Below are 17,423 nucleotides of genomic sequence, written 5' to 3' on the forward strand. Positions count from 1 at the left end.
TTGTATTACGAATTATGTCAGTCATACGTTTCATTCTATCACAAATTTTTTACTTTTAAGTTAAGAAGAAGGAAAGAAAAATATGGTGGATGTTTATTTAGACTGTTATTCCATTAAAGCCCCCTTATGTTGAAGACTTGGTTTCGAGATAATGTGCAGTGGAGGTCCGTTGTTGGAAAAGAGTAAGGGGTTCATTGAAACGGCAAGCCTCCTGTGGAAGACCAGCCGAGCTTCCTCGTTCGCAAGCTCTCTGCGGGATCTCGTCAGCCCTTTGCTACCACTGGAGTTTGCCGTTTCCTTCACCCCTTTGCGTTTATGGAGGTTAACGGACCCTAGTTATTTGAGCTCTAACCCTTACGGACATCTGTTCCTTTATTTTGAACTTTAAAGGTATTTCGAGGTTCGTTACGGACATATGGTACCTTATTTGTGACAGATTGCTCTTTATTAAGGTGATTTGCAGTAATTAGCGGAATGAATGTCCGTAAGCTCTTTAGAAAAACCATTTTAAGGTGAAATAGCGGATCAAATGTCCGTAAGCATTACCTCCTCATATCGCTGCGGTTCCGTTCATCACCATTCGGCTAAGGTGGGCTTGGGAACGGGTTGACTCCTCCGGAAAAACGGGCGAGCGAGACCCCGCAAGAAGCGTAGCGGATGAGGAGGCTCGATCGTTCGTCCGGGGAAAGCAACCCGTTCCCAAGCCCACCGCACTCCACAATAGCAACGGAACCGCCTATCTCACTAAAACAGTTATTCCATATTACTGCCATTTAATTGAATAAATTTTGTATGACCTTACTTAAGTATCATCTATCAAAAAAACAATATTTTACATTATGTAAATTAAAAAGGACGGAAGCGCTGTTCGCTTCCGCCAAACAAAGAAAACACCTTGGATGAAAGGGTTTCATAGTAAATATATCAATGGAGTATAAAGGGATATTTAACAGAATATTAAGTTTTTGTAAACTTTTTCGGTAAGTAGATATGAAAAGCAGTACCTTTTTGGTATTCACTCTCTACTTCAATCCAGCCTTCATGTGCTTCAACAATATGTTTTACAATGGCTAAACCAAGGCCTGTTCCACCTGAGTTTCGACTTCTCGCTTTATCCACACGATAAAAACGTTCAAAAATCCGCGGAATATCCTCTTCAGGAATACCAATGCCTGTATCTTTTACGATAATTTCCATATAGTCATCATTACTATGGAGTTCAATCCCCACCTCGCCTTGCTGAGGAGTATAATTGATTGCATTCGTCAACATATTCATGACAACCTGCTTCAGTCTTGCTGAGTCTGCACGGATCGTTTCACCTTCATGAATGTTTTGGTTTATCGTAATGTCTTTTTCTTTAGCTTGTTGTTCAACGATTGGAACGATATCCTCGATTAATTCTTTTAAAGATACAGATTCAATATTTAAATGAAATCCTTCTTTTTCTAACTTAGATAATTCAAGTAAATCATGAATGAGTGACTGCAGACGTTCACTTTCTTTAAGAATGATGTTAATAAACTGTTCTCGAAGAGCTTCGTCTTCCATAGCTCCTTGGAGCAACGTTTCAGAAAAGCCTCTAATGGAAGTAATCGGTGTTTTCAACTCGTGAGAAACATTAGCTACAAAGTCTTTTCTCATCTGTTCGAGATGTTTTAATTCTGTTATATCATGGAAAACAAGCACAACGCCTTTCCATTCTTTTTCATGATTAATAATTGGAGCACCTAACACTTCCAAAAATCGTCTTTCAATTTGCAAAGGAAGAATAAATGAATTTCGAACGGTCTCCTCCGTCATAAAAACTTCTTTAACAGCCTTGTGGATTTCCTCTTCTTTTACAGCCTCATAGTATAAGTATCCTAAATAATCAGAAGAACTTCCACCAAAGCTTTCTAAGAATGCGCGGTTTACTAAATGAATATAGCCTTTTTCATCAATTAACATAAGCCCGTTGCCCATATTGCTGATAACAGCTTCTAGACGATCTTTTTGCATTTGCTTTTGCATCGTCATCTCTTGTAAGTTTCTGGCTAAAACGTTTATAGAGGTCGTTAACTTCTCCGCTTCTCCAAAGTTCCCTTCGTATGTACGAGCCCGATAATTCCCTTTAGCAAGCTCATCGGCAACTCCAGAAGCTGATCGTATAGGCTTAATATATTTTTCGAATATATTGCGACCCAATGTCGCCATCACTAAAATACCAATAAACATTGTTATGCCAATGATTAGCCAAATGTTAGAAGTGACATTAACTAGCGAGCTTATTTTTAACACGAGAATTAAAGAACCATCTAAACTACTCGAATTTGTTTGAATTGGATAGAAAAACATATGCTCACGTAAATAACCTTTTTGATAATCTGAGAAGTTACCATCGCTATCCGTAATAAAATGTTGTACAGTCGTCATCTCTTTATTGGATAAGCGTAGGATATCCTCTGTATTATTCAAAAGAACTTCTTTTTCTTGAGTAACATAAATCATTCCGATATTTAATTGACGGCTTGACTCATCCAATTGCTGTAAATCAGAAGCATCATTCACAAATTCAGATAAATATTGAGCCTCATTTTTTACTCGCTCTTCAATGACATCAGCCACGAAGTTTTTCGTGAGTTGAGCCAATACTAACCCTAGTCCTAACATAAGCAAAATAGCGATAATCGAATAGGTTAGAAACGGACGAGAATCATACTTTTGCATCGCGAGAAGGATCCTCCATTTTGTATCCCAGCCCTCTAATTGTTTTAATATAAACAGGTTTCTTTGTATCTGGTTCAATCTTCTCTCTTAAATGACTGATATGAACATCAACTATACGTGTATCACCAACAAAATCATAATTCCATACAGCACTTAAAAGTTGATCACGGGATAAGACACGCCCTTTATTTCTACTTAAGTAAAGGAGAAGCTCAAATTCCTTCGGTGTCAATATCATGGATTCCTCTTTAATGGTTGCTTCGTACTGTTCTGGGTACACAACTAAATCTGCAATTTGAATACTAGGACTATCAGATTCTTTTTCTTTCGTTGTATATGTCATTCGTCGAAGAATTGCTTTAATTCTAGCTACTACTTCCCGAGGACTAAATGGTTTGGTTAAATAATCATCTGCACCTAATTCTAACCCAAGGACTTTATCAAATTCATCATCTTTAGCAGTAAGCATGAGGATAGGTGTTTGGATTTGTTTTTGTCTGATCTGTTTACAAACTTCCATGCCATCCATCTCAGGAAGCATGACATCTAGCACGATTAAATCAAAGGTATGTTCATTTGCTTGATTCAATGCCTCTTGGCCTGTATAAGCTACTTCAGTATCAAAACCAGCTTGTTCGATATTATATTTTAACAAGGTTACAATAGATTCTTCATCATCTACTATAAGTATTTTTTGAGACATGTACCTAACACCTCAGTTCTATAATGTACTTCCATCATACAATGAAGCTCCTATTTTCAAAAGAATTTAAACCCCTTACAGATGAAATTTTACAGAGTTTTTACAAACAAAAAGATTCCCTTGTTAAGGGAATCTTATGCAAATCAGTTATTAATAAAAGTTTTCAAGAGAGCGAGCATTCATAGACTCTGGCTCATAAGCAGGTGATACTTCAACTGTACCTGTTATGACTACTTGTTGATCTTCATTCAAGCCAGTAACTTTAACAGATACAACATGTTCTGCCTGTTTAACCTCAATTACCTCTAATGTAATCGTCACTTCTGAATAATGATAAACCGGTTTAGGGTAGCGGATGTGCTCTTCTACAATGTGACATCCAGGTCCAGGAAGCTGCATGGATACCGCCGATGTTACCAATCCAATTAACATAACAGGTGGAACAAGTGGCTGTTTAAATGGCGTCTGAGATGCATAATCATGTTGAATATAAAGAGGATTTGCATCATCTGTAATACCTAAATAGAGTAAAAGATCCTTGTCTTCAATTTTAGCAGTTGTAGTGTAAGAATCACCGACATTAATGTCTTTCAACTTTTTCCCAAGTGTTCGTTTTTTACCTAACATTTTGCGCACCCCCTAAACGTAAGCGTTTTCCTAAGATTGATAAGAAAAGCCCGGTGCTAAACCGAGCTTTCTAGTCAATAAATGAAAACATCGAGTGTTATTCGATTACATTCATTACGTGTTTAACAGAGTCTGCTGATTTATCTAATGCAGCCTTCTCATCTTCAGTAAGATCTAGTTCAATAATATCCTCTAAACCATTACCACCTAAGATTGTAGGTACACCTAAATAAATATCTTTATAGCCATACTCACCTTCAAGGTAAGCGATAGCTGGTAACACACGACGTTGGTCTTTAAGAATCGCTTCAGCCATCTCCGTTAGTGAGGCAGCTGGTGCATAATATGCACTACCGTTACCAAGAAGCCCTACAATTTCTCCCCCACCTTTACGTGTGCGCTCAACAATTTCATCAAGACGCTCTGGAGAAATTAACTTATCTAGAGGAATACCTCCAGCGTAAGAGTAACGGATAAGTGGCACCATATCATCACCATGACCACCAAGAACGAAACCTGTAATATCTTTTACAGATAGGTTAAGCTCTTGTGCGATGAAGGTACGGAAGCGCGCCGTATCCAGCACACCACTTTGACCAATTACACGGTGTTTAGGGAATCCAGATTCCTTGAATACAGAGTACGTCATTGCATCAACAGGGTTTGTTAATACAACGATTGTTGTTTCAGGAGAATATTTTACGATTTGCTGAGTTACACTCTTCATAATTTTAGAGTTCGTTGCAACTAGGTCATCACGGCTCATACCAGGCTTACGAGCAATACCAGCAGTGATAATAACAAGATCAGAATCAGCAGTATCCTCGTAGTTTGCTGTACCTGTAATATTTGAATCAAAGCCTTGTACAGGGCTTGCTTCAAGCATATCTAAGGCTTTACCTTGTGTAGGTTTTTCCTGGTCAGGAATATCTACTAGTACAACATCAGCAAGTTCTTTTTGTGCAATCATTAAAGCTGTTGTAGCACCAGTAAAACCAGCGCCAATAACAGATACTTTTCTTCTTTGGATAGCCATATTAATCCCCTTTCCTTCTAACAACAATTAGCCCATATTTTTGATTAGTGCATCGCCGAACTCGGAGCACTTCACTTCAGTAGCACCGTCCATCATACGAGCAAAGTCATATGTTACGGTCTTATTACCAATGGTTTTATCCATGGAATTTGTAATTAGATTAGCTGCTTCTCTCCAACCTAGGTGTTCTAACATTAGAACGCCAGAAAGGATTACAGAAGAAGGGTTTACTTTATCTTGACCAGCATATTTTGGAGCAGTACCGTGTGTAGCTTCAAAGATTGCATGGCCTGTTTCAAAGTTAATATTCGCACCTGGTGCAATTCCGATTCCGCCTACTTGAGCAGCAAGAGCATCAGAAATGTAGTCTCCGTTAAGATTCATAGTTGCAACAACATCAAACTCTTTTGGACGAGTTAAGATTTGCTGTAGGAAGATATCTGCAATCGCATCTTTAACAACAATTTTACCTTCTGCTACTGCTTCATCTTCTGCTTTGTTTGCCGCTTCTTTACCTTCTTTTTCTACGATCTCATCGTACTGTCTCCATGTGAATACTTTGTCACCATATTCTTGCTCAGCTACATCGTAACCCCATGCTTTGAATGCACCCTCAGTGAACTTCATAATGTTACCTTTGTGTACAAGTGTAACATTCTTACGTCCTTCATTTAGTGCATATTCAATAGCAGAACGCACAAGGCGTTTTGTTCCTTCTTCAGATACAGGCTTGATCCCGATTCCAGATGTTTCAGGGAAACGAATGTTATGTACACCCATTTCGTCTTGTAAGAAGTTGATTACTTTTTTCACTTCTGGAGAACCTTCTTGCCATTCGATACCAGCATAGATATCCTCTGTGTTTTCACGGAAGATTGCCATGTCTGTATCTTCTGGATGCTTAACTGGAGATGGAACGCCTTCAAACCAACGTACTGGACGTAGGCAAGTAAATAGATCAAGCTCTTGACGAAGTGCTACGTTAAGAGAGCGAATTCCTCCACCAATTGGTGTTGTTAAAGGCCCTTTAATTGCAATCTTATAATCACGGATTGTTTCTAATGTAGCGTCAGGAAGCCACTCACCAGTTTTATCATATGCTTTTTGACCAGCATATACTTCTTTCCATTCAATACTCTTTGTGTCACCATAAGCTTTTTGTACAGCAGCTTCGATAACTTTACTTGCTGCAGCCCAAATATCTGGACCAATACCGTCACCCTCAATAAAAGGAATGATCGCATGATCAGGTACGTTCATATGTCCATTTTCTACAGTAATTTTTTCAGCCATTGTAAATCCCTCCAAATGCATTTCATAAATAGGTCACTCTAAAAAAACAAAAAATGTTTTTTGAATGCCAACAAAAATATCGTACATTCATTATCATACGATAAGTAAAAACGGAAAAGCAAAGAAAGGAATAACAATCATGTTATCCCACGCTCTTCACTTGCTTCAAAAGAGTTTAGCGTTCTTCAATAGGTGTGTATTTTTGTCCTTTTGGTCCAACATAATCAGCACGTGGACGAATTAGACGATTGTTTTCATATTGTTCAAGTACGTGAGCTAACCAACCTGACACACGACTAACTGCGAATAGTGGTGTGAATAGATCATGGTCAATACCTAGACTGTGGTAAACAGAAGCAGAATAGAAGTCTACGTTTGCAGGAAGACCTTTATGCTCTTTAATGTAATCTTCAATTTTCACAGACATGTTATACCACTTAGAGTTGCCAGTGATCTTTGTTAGTTCACGAGACATTTCTCGTAGGTGCTTAGCACGTGGATCACCTTTTTCATATACACGGTGTCCCATACCCATGATTTTTTCTTTGTTTTCTAGCTTTTCTTTAATGTAATCAATAGCACGGTCTTCTTCACCAATTTCAGATAACATCGCCATAACACGTTCATTTGCTCCACCATGTAATGGGCCTTTTAAAGCTCCAATTGCAGCAGTGATACCGCTGTAAATATCGGAAAGTGTTGCTACACAAACGCGTGCTGTGAATGTAGAAGCATTTAGTTCGTGGTCGGCGTGAAGTACGAGAGCTTTATTAATCGCTTCAACCTCAAGGTCTTTCGGCTCTTCACCATTAAGCATGTACAAGAAATTTGCTGCAAAGCTGAAATCTTCACGCGGAGATACAGGCTCTTGACCTTTGCGGATACGCCCAAAAGCTGTCACGATCGTTGACATTTTAGCTTGTAGACGCACAGCTTTACGCTTATTAGCCTCTTCTTCCATAACATCAGATTCTTCATCATATAGGCCTAACATGGATACCGCTGTACGCAATGCTGCCATAGGGTGAACCGATTCCAGATTGTAAGATTTAAGATGATCAATTATCTCATCTGGAATGGCCATGTTTAGAGCCAAATCCTTTTTAAATTCATTTAACTCATTAAGCGTTGGAAGCTTTTTATTCCAAAGAAGATAAATAACTTCTTCAAAACTTGAATTTTGAGCTAAATCATCAATGTCATAACCCACATAGGTTAATTGGTCATCGATAATGGAACTAATAGAAGATTCAGTTGCTACGATTCCTTCTAGTCCTCTTGTGACTGCCATAAATCCCTCTCCTTTAAAAATATAATTTCCCCATGTGCGTTTTCCGAAAACTACAAGAAAACGCTTAACTTTTTCATTAAAATTTTTTCGGGATGCAATCCCCACGTACAATTATAAACAAATAACATATTTTTGTGAATTGAAACCGTTTAATTATCATAATATTTTGTTGAAATTCGATTCATTTCAACAAAATATTACATTGTCCCAGTTAGATGTAACTTAAACATGAAATAGCTTATTAAGTGATAGATAGACATTCTTAATCATATATTTGCATAAGAAGATACCTATGAGAGGAGGTTGATTTATGCAATGGACATGCATCATTTTTGGATAAATCTTTGGCGTGTAGCACGCTTTTTATTAGTTGCTTTCATTATTATCACCGGATGCATTACTGTTTATTACACTGCGCAATATACGTATCCTTTTATAATTGCAATTGGGATAGCATTTTTAATGAATCCACTTGTGAATTTATTGGAGAATAAAGCAAAGGTACCTCGCCCATTATCAGTATTTCTTACGATATTACTTATATTAGCTGCCATTATAGGTGTTATCGTTCTCCTCGTCGTTGAGCTAATTGATGGTTTCAATAATTTAGCCAATATCATACCTAGTCATTTTAAAGACTTAGTGAGTTATGTACAAGGTGTCATAACTGCACAGGTCATTCCTTTTTATCAAAGATTAACTACAATAATTAATACTTTAGATCCCACACAACAAGAGAAAGTTTTAGAACAAATTCAAACGATCGGAACTAAAGTTGCTGAAAGCGGTGCGACATGGTTAAAACTGTTGTTAAATAGCATCCCTAGTCAATTAGGTAAACTACCAAATCTAGCTACTATTATCATCTTCTCTTTATTAGGGACATTTTTCATTAGTAAGGACTGGTATAAATTAAAGGAGAAAATTCTTCAGTTTGCTCCTGAACCATTAACCGTATCAAGTGGTAATGTCTTAAAGGGATTACAGAAAGCCTTATTTGGATTCATGAAAGCACAATTCACTCTTATATCTATTACAGCATTTATAGTATTAGCTGGATTATTAATTTTAAGAGTTGACTATGCGGTGACCATTGCGATGATCACTGGTGCTGTTGATTTGCTACCTTATTTAGGGACAGGGTTTATCTTTATTCCATGGATCATTTATATGTTTTTTACTGGTAATTACTTCATGACAATAGGTCTTTCCATTTTGTATATTATAGTGATTGTGCAAAGACAAATGATGGAGCCTAAAGTGTTATCAACGAACATCGGCCTTGATCCTTTAGCCACACTTGTAGCTTTATTTGTAGGGTTTAAGATGTTTAGTTTCTTGGGGCTTATTATTGGACCTGTTACATTGGTTATTCTAAATACACTCTATCGATCAGGAGTATTTCATGATACTTGGAGATATATTTTGGGACGGTCACAATAAAAACTGTAAAAAAAGCTAACTCCATTAAAATCATGGAGTCAGCTTTTTTCTTTATCGTCTAAATACCGTAATGGTTCCGTTTTCCATCATTTTTCTTACGGTACGTTTTAATACAGACTTTATTGGTGCTCGTGTAGTTGGAAATAGCAGTGTAAATCCGATCGCATCAGTAATAAAACCAGGAGTTAATAGTACAACAGCTCCGATTAATATGCAGATACCATCAAATATTTCGTCATGAGGAATCATCCCTCTATATACCGCTTCACGTGCGTTGTTTAGTGTTTCCATCCCTTGTTGTTTGGCTAGGTATGCTCCTAGAATCCCGGTAGATATGATCAGGAGAATGACCCACCATGGACCGATTAAATTACCTGCCCAAACAAGTACACCTATTTCTAAAGCTGGAACAACTAATATAAATAACAATAACCAGCGAAACAAGACCATCTTCCTTTCAGAGAAAATCTTTTCACCTATTATAACATGTCAGACATGCCTCGTGTTCTATTGGAATTATTGTCTTCCACTTATTCCAGGAAAGCCCCCTTATCTTGAAGACTTGGTTTCGAGATAAGGTGAGTATGGTTCCGTTGCTTTAATGGAGTGCGGCGGGCTGGGAAACGGGCTGCTTTCCCCGGACGAACGATCGAGCCTCCTCATCCGCTACGCTTCTTGCGGGGTCTCGCTCGCCCGTTTTTCCGGAGGAGTCAGCCCGTTTCCCAGCCCACCTTAGCCGTAATGAGATTAACGGAACCGCAGCGTAATAAGTGTTTCTGTTTGGTATTTGTTAGTTGCACCTTAACAAGATAAAAGAGGGTTAGAGTCCTGAGATAAAGCGTTTTTATGGCATTTCTGATCTACATATAATACTTTTGATGCGCTATGGAAGATCAACTAATTAGAGCTGGGGTCGTTAACCTACATTCCAATGGGGGGAAGGAAACGGCAAACTCCCGCGGTAGAAAGGGCGGCCGAGACCCCGCAAGGAGCGTAGCGGATGAGGAGGCTTGGACGGTCTTCCGCAGGAGTATTGCCGTTTCAATGACCCCCACGCCTCACAAACGCAACGAACCCACCCTCTCACTCAGATGCTTATTCCAGATAACTGCCATATAACTGAATAAACCATAAAAAAACGCATGTGATATGTTTAATCACATGCGTTTATCAACTAAATTATCCTATTTGAACTTAAAGTACGCTTGCGTGACCTTCGTAAATGTCGCCGCGTGAAGAGTCGATTGTAATATCGTCTCCGTCTTTAATAAGTTGTGTTGCTTTTGGAACTCCAACAATTACAGGGATTCCAAGGCTAAGACCTACAACAGCTGCGTGTGAAGTTAATCCGCCTTCTTCTGTAATGATTCCGCCTGCTTTTTCGATCGCTGGCATCATGTCTTTTTCAGTACCAATGGTTACAAGGATATCTCCTTCTTGAAGCTTGCTTGTAGCTTCTTCACCATCTTTAGCAATAACAGCATTACCATATGCATGTTTACGACCTACACCTTGACCTTTAGCAAGAACGTCACCTACAACATGAACTTTCATGATATTTGTAGTACCACTTTCACCAACAGGAACACCTGCAGTGATGATAACACGATCTCCACGTTTGAATACGCCTGTTTCTAGTCCACGATCAATCGCTACAGTTAACATATCATCAGTGGATTCAGAGCGTTCACCAAGAACAGCCTCAACGCCCCATACTAGAGCTAGTCTACGCTGAACACCTTCGTCAGATGTGACAGCTACAATAGGAGCTTTTGGACGATATTTTGAAATCATACGAGCAGTATGGCCGCTTTCTGTAGGTGTGACAATTGCTGGAACACTTAAGTTCATAGCAGTGTGTGTTACAGATTGGCTAATCGCATCTGTAATCGTCATGTCACTTGTACGAGAACGATTGCTTAAGATCACCTGGTGATCAAGCGCAGATTCAGCACGTAGAGCAATGTTAAACATCGTTTGTACCGCTTCTACTGGGTATTGTCCAGCAGCTGTTTCTCCACTAAGCATAATCGCATCTGTTCCATCAAAAATTGCGTTAGCTACGTCACTTGCTTCAGCGCGAGTTGGACGTGGGTTACGCTGCATGGAATCAAGCATCTGTGTTGCTGTGATTACTGGCTTACCTGCAGTATTACACTGGCGAATTAGTTCCTTCTGAACAAGAGGTACTTCTTCGGCAGGAATTTCTACACCAAGGTCACCACGTGCAACCATTAAGCCATCACTTACTTCTAGAATTTCTCTGATGTTGTCAACGCCCTCTTGGTTTTCAATCTTAGGGATAATTTGAATATGCGTTGCATTATATTTTTCTAACAGTTCACGAATTTCAAGAACATCAGATGCACGACGAACAAAAGATGCTGCGATGAAATCTACACCTTGTTCAATTCCAAAAACAATGTCATTTGCATCTTTATCTGTAATACCAGGAAGGTTTACGCTTACGTTTGGAACGTTTACACCTTTTTTGTTCTTTAAAGGTCCTGAATTAAGAACACGTGTCTTAATTTCGTTCTGTTCTTTAAGAACTTCAAGAACCTCTAGTTCAACTAGACCATCATCTAAAAGAATTTTTCCGCCCACGTGAACGTCATTGATTAGACCTGGATACGTTACAGAGAATCGCTCTGCATCTCCATCAATCTCATCCATAGACACATAAGAAATAGATCCTTTTTCAAGGTAAACTTCGCCTTCTTTTAGTGTACCCGTACGGATTTCTGGTCCTTTCGTATCAAGTAAGATACCTACTGTTTCACCTACTTGACGAGATGCTTCACGAATATTTTCAATTCGCTGTCCATGCTCCTCATAGTCTCCGTGTGAAAAGTTTAAACGAGCCACATTCATTCCTGATTCGATCAATTGAGTTAATTGCTCAACTGACTCAGATGCTGGGCCAATAGTACAAACAATCTTTGTCTTTTTCATGATTAAGATCCTCCTCTTTATTTTCTTTAACCAGTTCGAACTGAAATCGTTCCCACAGTCCTGAGGATACGTTAGATCGATAGTTCTTTGGAAAGCTTATACATATCTAAATCAAGTTGATGCTTGTTGTTTAATGCTTCAATAATGTCATGGTCAACGAGTTTGTTATTTTGAATACCAACCATGCGTCCTGCTTTTCCTTCGAGTAGAAGGTCAACAGCTTGTGCACCTAAACGACTAGCTAACACACGATCAAATGCTGTTGGTGAGCCACCTCGCTGTGTATGACCTAATACTGTCACACGTGTTTCAAGGTTAGTAGCATCTTGAATTCTCTGTCCATAATCGAAACCAGATCCAACACCTTCAGCTACGATAATGATACTATGACGCTTACCACGTTCATGTCCTCGCTTTAAGCGTTCAATAATATCTTCAAAGTTGTCATCTACTTCTGGAATCAAGATACTTTCTGCACCATCAGCTAAGCCTGTCCAAAGTGCAATATCTCCTGCATCTCGTCCCATTACCTCAATGACGTATGTACGTTCATGAGAAGTAGCAGTGTCACGGATTTTATCAATTGCGTCAATAACTGTGTTTATAGCTGTATCGAAGCCAATTGTGAAATCAGTCATTGGAATATCATTGTCGATTGTTCCAGGGACGCCTATGCAAGGATAACCTGCTTCTGTTAATTTCTTAGCGCCCATGAAGGAACCATCTCCTCCAATGACAACAAGTCCTTCAATACCATGCTTCTCCAGTTGATCGATCCCTTTTTGTCGACCTTCAGGAGTTTTGAAGTCTTCGCAACGAGCCGTGTACAACATTGTTCCGCCTCGCTGAATAATATCTCCTACAGACCCAATCTCCATTTTTTTGATGTCCCCGTCAATAAGTCCTTGATATCCGTAATAGATTCCATATACTTCAACATCGTGATAGATACATTTACGCACAACAGAACGAATCGCTGCATTCATCCCTGGTGCGTCTCCCCCACTAGTCAAAACGCCTATTTTTTTCATAATTTATCACCTCAATTGTCTTTAAATAACAATTTATTAAACAGGCCGATATTGTCCTCATTCCAAGATACTGCTAATCAGCCTTTTTGACAAGAATAAATCGTTTTTCCCCAAAAGTTCCAAATTCAATAATGTTCTGAAAATAAGCTTATCCATCATAAGGCTTATCTCTTAACGATAATACAATACAAGAAAACGTCGTTATAGACAAACTATTAGAAAAACACGGTTATCGCCAAAAATGGCTAAACCGATGTCTTTTCTTATACTTTAATCCTTTACAATAGTTAAACTTTCTTAAAGTGTAAAAAAGAAAAGAGGCGTGCAACCTATTGATTGCACGACCTACAGCTACTCTTCTGTTGTTGAGTAGGAACCAATCTTTTTATATTTTTCCCATCTTTCTTCAAGCAATTCCTCTTGAGTCAACTGTTTTAATTCTTTTAAGCTTTGTTCTAATACGTGATCAATATTTTGTGCTTGAGTACGAACATCACGATGTGCTCCACCCTTTACTTCAGGAATGATTTCATCAATAACATTCAGTTGTTTTAAATCATACGAGGTTATCATCATAGATTCAGCAGCTTGTTGAGCTCTTCCAGAATCTTTCCATAATAACGCAGCTGCACCTTCAGGAGAAATTACAGAATACGTAGAGTTTTCAAGCATGTGGATGCGATCGCCTACTCCTAAACCAAGGGCTCCTCCACTTCCACCTTCTCCAATGACAACACAAATCACAGGTACTTTAAGTCCAGCCATTTCCATTAGATTTCGTGCAATCGCTTCACTCTGCCCACGTTCCTCTGCTGCTTTACCTGGGTAAGCCCCTTTTGTATCAATAAAACATACAATTGGACGCTTAAATTTCTCAGCCTGTTTCATATGGCGTAAGGCTTTTCGATATCCTTCTGGATGAGGCATACCAAAATTACGGCGAATGTTTTCTTTTGTATCTTTACCGCGCTGATGACCTATCACCGTAACGGGTTGATCTTTATACTTTGCAACACCAGCCACGATCGCTTCATCATCACCATAACGACGATCTCCATGAAATTCAAGAAAACCGGTAAATAGCTCATTAATATAATCAAGCGTTGTTGGCCGCTCAGCATGACGAGCCATTTGAACACGATCCCATGGCTTCATATTCCCATAAACATCAGCTTCAAGCTTCACTAAGCGCTCTTCAAGGGTTTGAATCTCTTCGGAAAGATCCACGTCACTTTCGCTCGTAAACTCTTTTAGTTCAGCGATTTTTTCACGCAGCTCCATAACAGGTTTTTCGAACTCTAATACTTGCTTCATGACGATTGCTCCCCTCCCTGGTGAATATCTAATAGGGTGGATAATACCTCTTTCATATCTTGACGGTGTACAACACGATCCAACTGACCGTGTTTTAGTAAAAATTCAGCCGTTTGGAAGTCTTCTGGAAGCTCTTCACGGATCGTTTGCTCAATGATACGTCTTCCTGCAAAACCAATTAAGGCACCAGGTTCTGCAAAGTTGTAATCTCCAATTGAAGCAAAACTTGCAGATACACCACCTGTAGTAGGGTGAGTCATGAAAGAGATCATCAACCCTCCTGATTCATTGAATCGCTGAATTGCAACGGACGTCTTAGACATTTGCATTAAGCTTAAGACCCCTTCTTGCATTCGGGCTCCACCACTAGCTGTAAAAATTATAAAAGGAATTTGAAGCTCTCGTGCTCGTTCTACAGCACGCGCAATCTTTTCTCCCACAACAGAACCCATACTCCCCATACGGAAGCGTGAATCCATAACAGCACAAGCCGTCTCTACACCATCGATAGAGCCTTTACCTGTTACTACAGCTTCATTTAAACCCGTTTTTTCACGATCTTTTTCGAGCTTTTCTAAGTATTCAGGAAATCCTAATGGGTTTTCTGAAACAATTTCACGATCCCACTCTTCAAATGTGTTTTCATCAAACAGGTAATCAATGCGCTCATAAGCATTTAATTGTTCATGAAAACCACAATTTGGACAAACATTTAAATTCTTCTTTAACTCTTTTCGATAGAAGATTTTATGGCAATTGGGACATTTTTTCATCAAACCTTCAGGAACATCTTGTTTCGCTTTTTCACGAGGGATCGATGCATATTTTTTCTTCTTGCTAAAAAAGTCTTTAAGCAAGGTGATTCCTCCTTTGGGACATTAACAGCTTGTCTATTACCTATCTCATTACTCTATCTAAAAACAAATAAAAGTGTTGTAGAAATATGTCTAGGATATTTCGACATTTTCTTCATCGTAGAACTGAGAACTTAATTTCTCAATCTTTTGCTCGTTCTTTTCTTTTAAGGCTTCTATATAGGATTTATAAAGTTCAATATTATATACAGGTTTATGGAATGTACGAGAAAACTCTTCCATAAGCCTCCAGATCTTTTGGAGAAGCTGGTTTTCCCCAGCTTCAAAAAGAACGGTGAAGAACTCATAATGAAACGTTTCAGAGCCCTTTTCAAAGAATTGAATCATCTTCTTTAATTCTTTAAAATCCTTTTCTTCTAATTGCTCCATCGCTATTTTAGCAGCCTCTTTTTCGATTATCTGCTTTGTTGCTTTCAAGTTTTCCTTTGTTTTTGACTCCTGCAAAATAAAGGCTGATAGAATCTCTACCATATGATAAGGGCGATATGAACTGAGAAATGTCCCTTCGCCTCGTCTCGTTTCAATTAAACCTAATAATTCCATTGCCCTTAGAGCTTCCCGAACAGAAGAGCGACCTGCATTAAGCTGCTCAGCCAATTCCCTCTCTGAAGGAAGCTTATCGCCTGGTGAAAGGCCCTCAAACTCAATGTAACGACGTATCTCTTTCAATACCTCTTCATACACTTTAGATTTCGATGGCATTGTCACTGATCAGGATCACTCCTTCGATAAATAGTAGTGGTCCTTCTTTTATTTAGATTCGTCAATTAACGTAAGTTGTCTTGTTTTTTCAGCTACCTGTTCTGGGTCTACATCCTGACGTGCTACCCCCGATTCCATTGCAGCTTTAGCAACGGCTGCTGCAACAGCTGGCGCTACGCGTGGATCGAATGGAGCTGGAATAACATAATCGGCGTTTAACTCATCCTCACTTACTAAAGATGCAATTGCCTCTGCTGCTGCAATTTTCATTTTTTCATTGATTCTAGTCGCTCTGACATCTAGAGCTCCTCTAAAAATACCTGGGAACGCTAGCACATTGTTTACCTGGTTAGGGAAATCAGAACGGCCTGTCCCAATTACACTTGCACCAGCTTCTTTTGCATCTTCAGGCATGATTTCAGGTTCAGGGTTAGCCATCGCAAATATTATTGGATCATCATTCATGTTCTTGACCATTTCTTTAGATAATAAACCTCCAACAGAAACCCCAACAAACACATCAGCACCCTCAAGCACTGTTTCAAGATCGCCTTCTTCTTTATCTTTATTTGTCATTTTAGCTATTTCATCTTTCACATCGTTCATGCCATAGTTTCGACCTTCATAGATTGCGCCTTTGGAGTCACACATTATAATATCGCGTACACCGAAATGATAAAGTAGTTTGATGATTGCAATTCCTGCAGCACCAGCACCATTAGCGACTACCTTTATATCAGACCATTTTTTCCCTGAAAGCTTCAAAGCATTCATAAGACCTGCTACTGTCACAATAGCCGTTCCGTGCTGATCATCGTGGAAAATTGGAATATTTGTTTCTTTCTTTAATTGTTCTTCAATAATAAAACAGTTCGGAGCAGCAATATCCTCTAAATTTACCCCACCGAATGTAGGCTGCATAAGTTTTACTGTTTGTACGATCTGATCTACATCATTTGTATCTAAACAGATTGGAAAAGCATCTACTCCAGCAAAGCTTTTAAATAAGGCTGCTTTCCCTTCCATAACTGGTAACGAAGCTTCAGGTCCAATATTCCCCAGACCAAGTACAGCTGATCCATCACTTACAACAGCTACCATGTTCCCTTTCATGGTGTAGTCATATACGGAATCTTTATGATCATAAATTTCCTTACAAGGCTCAGCAACTCCTGGTGAATAAGCTAGGCTCAAGTCTTCTTTCGTTCTGATTGGAACTTTAGATTCTGTGCTTAATTTTCCCTTGTTAACACGGTGAATATGTAGTGCTTCTTCACGTAAATTTTTAGACAACGATAACCCGCTCCTTTAATCAATTCAACATTGTTGATCCTGTTTTAAAAAACAGAAATGCTTTAGATCATTTTAAAGTCTATTTATAAGTCCTAAAAAGTAAACTTTCTAACGTTACAAAAGTGGTCTGACCACTAGCCTACTTCATTAT

Annotated in this window: 15 protein-coding genes; 1 reads left to right on the forward strand and 14 read right to left on the reverse strand. The window is 38.9% G+C overall.

The genetic code is table 11. The annotated features are described in order from the left end of the window. Positions 1 to 347 precede the first annotated feature (347 nt). The 7 genes from GS400_RS14870 to citZ form a co-directional block, all read right to left on the reverse strand. Entirely contained in the window at positions 348 to 506 is a 159-nt protein-coding gene (locus GS400_RS14870; protein ID WP_160103062.1) for a hypothetical protein, read from the reverse strand. A 451-nt stretch (positions 507 to 957) separates the two neighbouring features. Continuing rightward, on the reverse strand, positions 958 to 2,709 hold the full coding sequence (gene pnpS, locus GS400_RS14875; protein WP_160103064.1) for a two-component system histidine kinase PnpS: 1,752 nt from the start codon (positions 2,707 to 2,709) through the stop codon (positions 958 to 960). Beyond that, positions 2,696 to 3,412, reverse strand: coding sequence for a response regulator transcription factor (locus GS400_RS14880; RefSeq protein ID WP_160103066.1), 717 nt, complete (start codon positions 3,410 to 3,412; stop codon positions 2,696 to 2,698). Before GS400_RS14880 ends, pnpS begins: the two co-directional genes overlap by 14 nt. A gap of 150 nt (positions 3,413 to 3,562) precedes the next feature. Further along, the gene (locus GS400_RS14885; protein WP_160103068.1) at positions 3,563 to 4,039 is read right to left on the reverse strand and encodes a MaoC family dehydratase; all 477 of its coding nucleotides are present in this window, start codon (positions 4,037 to 4,039) and stop codon (positions 3,563 to 3,565) included. Positions 4,040 to 4,136: 97 nt separating this feature from the next. Continuing rightward, positions 4,137 to 5,075, reverse strand: a complete 939-nt coding sequence (gene mdh, locus GS400_RS14890) for a malate dehydrogenase (RefSeq protein ID WP_160103070.1) — start codon at positions 5,073 to 5,075, stop codon at positions 4,137 to 4,139. Between the two features lie 27 nt (positions 5,076 to 5,102). Further along, a complete protein-coding gene (gene icd / locus GS400_RS14895; RefSeq protein ID WP_160103072.1) occupies positions 5,103 to 6,389 on the reverse strand; it encodes an NADP-dependent isocitrate dehydrogenase in 1,287 nt (428 codons plus the stop codon). Positions 6,390 to 6,543: 154 nt separating this feature from the next. Beyond that, a complete protein-coding gene (gene citZ / locus GS400_RS14900; RefSeq protein WP_160103074.1) occupies positions 6,544 to 7,659 on the reverse strand; it encodes a citrate synthase in 1,116 nt (371 codons plus the stop codon). A gap of 315 nt (positions 7,660 to 7,974) precedes the next feature. Here citZ and ytvI point away from each other — a divergent pair, with 315 nt between their 5' ends. Further along, complete coding sequence (ytvI, locus tag GS400_RS14905; protein WP_160103076.1) at positions 7,975 to 9,102, forward strand: sporulation integral membrane protein YtvI; 1,128 nt, start codon at positions 7,975 to 7,977, stop codon at positions 9,100 to 9,102. 51 nt (positions 9,103 to 9,153) lie between these two features. On the opposite strand, the gene GS400_RS14910 is transcribed toward ytvI, so the two are convergent. From GS400_RS14910 to GS400_RS14940, 7 genes are all read right to left on the reverse strand, one after another. Next, positions 9,154 to 9,546, reverse strand: a complete 393-nt coding sequence (locus GS400_RS14910; protein WP_160103078.1) for an FxsA family protein — start codon at positions 9,544 to 9,546, stop codon at positions 9,154 to 9,156. A gap of 750 nt (positions 9,547 to 10,296) precedes the next feature. After that, the gene (pyk, locus tag GS400_RS14915; RefSeq protein ID WP_160103080.1) at positions 10,297 to 12,057 is read right to left on the reverse strand and encodes a pyruvate kinase; all 1,761 of its coding nucleotides are present in this window, start codon (positions 12,055 to 12,057) and stop codon (positions 10,297 to 10,299) included. 71 nt (positions 12,058 to 12,128) lie between these two features. Beyond that, positions 12,129 to 13,088, reverse strand: coding sequence for a 6-phosphofructokinase (gene pfkA / locus GS400_RS14920; RefSeq protein WP_160103082.1), 960 nt, complete (start codon positions 13,086 to 13,088; stop codon positions 12,129 to 12,131). A gap of 351 nt (positions 13,089 to 13,439) precedes the next feature. Next, a complete protein-coding gene (accA, locus tag GS400_RS14925; RefSeq protein WP_160103085.1) occupies positions 13,440 to 14,402 on the reverse strand; it encodes an acetyl-CoA carboxylase carboxyl transferase subunit alpha in 963 nt (320 codons plus the stop codon). After that, a complete protein-coding gene (gene accD / locus GS400_RS14930; RefSeq protein ID WP_160103087.1) occupies positions 14,399 to 15,259 on the reverse strand; it encodes an acetyl-CoA carboxylase, carboxyltransferase subunit beta in 861 nt (286 codons plus the stop codon). Before accD ends, accA begins: the two co-directional genes overlap by 4 nt. Before the next feature lie 90 nt (positions 15,260 to 15,349). Next, a complete protein-coding gene (locus GS400_RS14935; protein ID WP_236560969.1) occupies positions 15,350 to 15,979 on the reverse strand; it encodes a FadR/GntR family transcriptional regulator in 630 nt (209 codons plus the stop codon). A gap of 48 nt (positions 15,980 to 16,027) precedes the next feature. Beyond that, complete coding sequence (locus tag GS400_RS14940; RefSeq protein ID WP_160103091.1) at positions 16,028 to 17,272, reverse strand: NADP-dependent malic enzyme; 1,245 nt, start codon at positions 17,270 to 17,272, stop codon at positions 16,028 to 16,030. Positions 17,273 to 17,423: the final 151 nt, after the last annotated feature.

This window comes from Pontibacillus sp. HMF3514, from assembly GCF_009858175.1.
Taxonomy (GTDB): Bacteria; Bacillota; Bacilli; order Bacillales; family BH030062; genus Pontibacillus.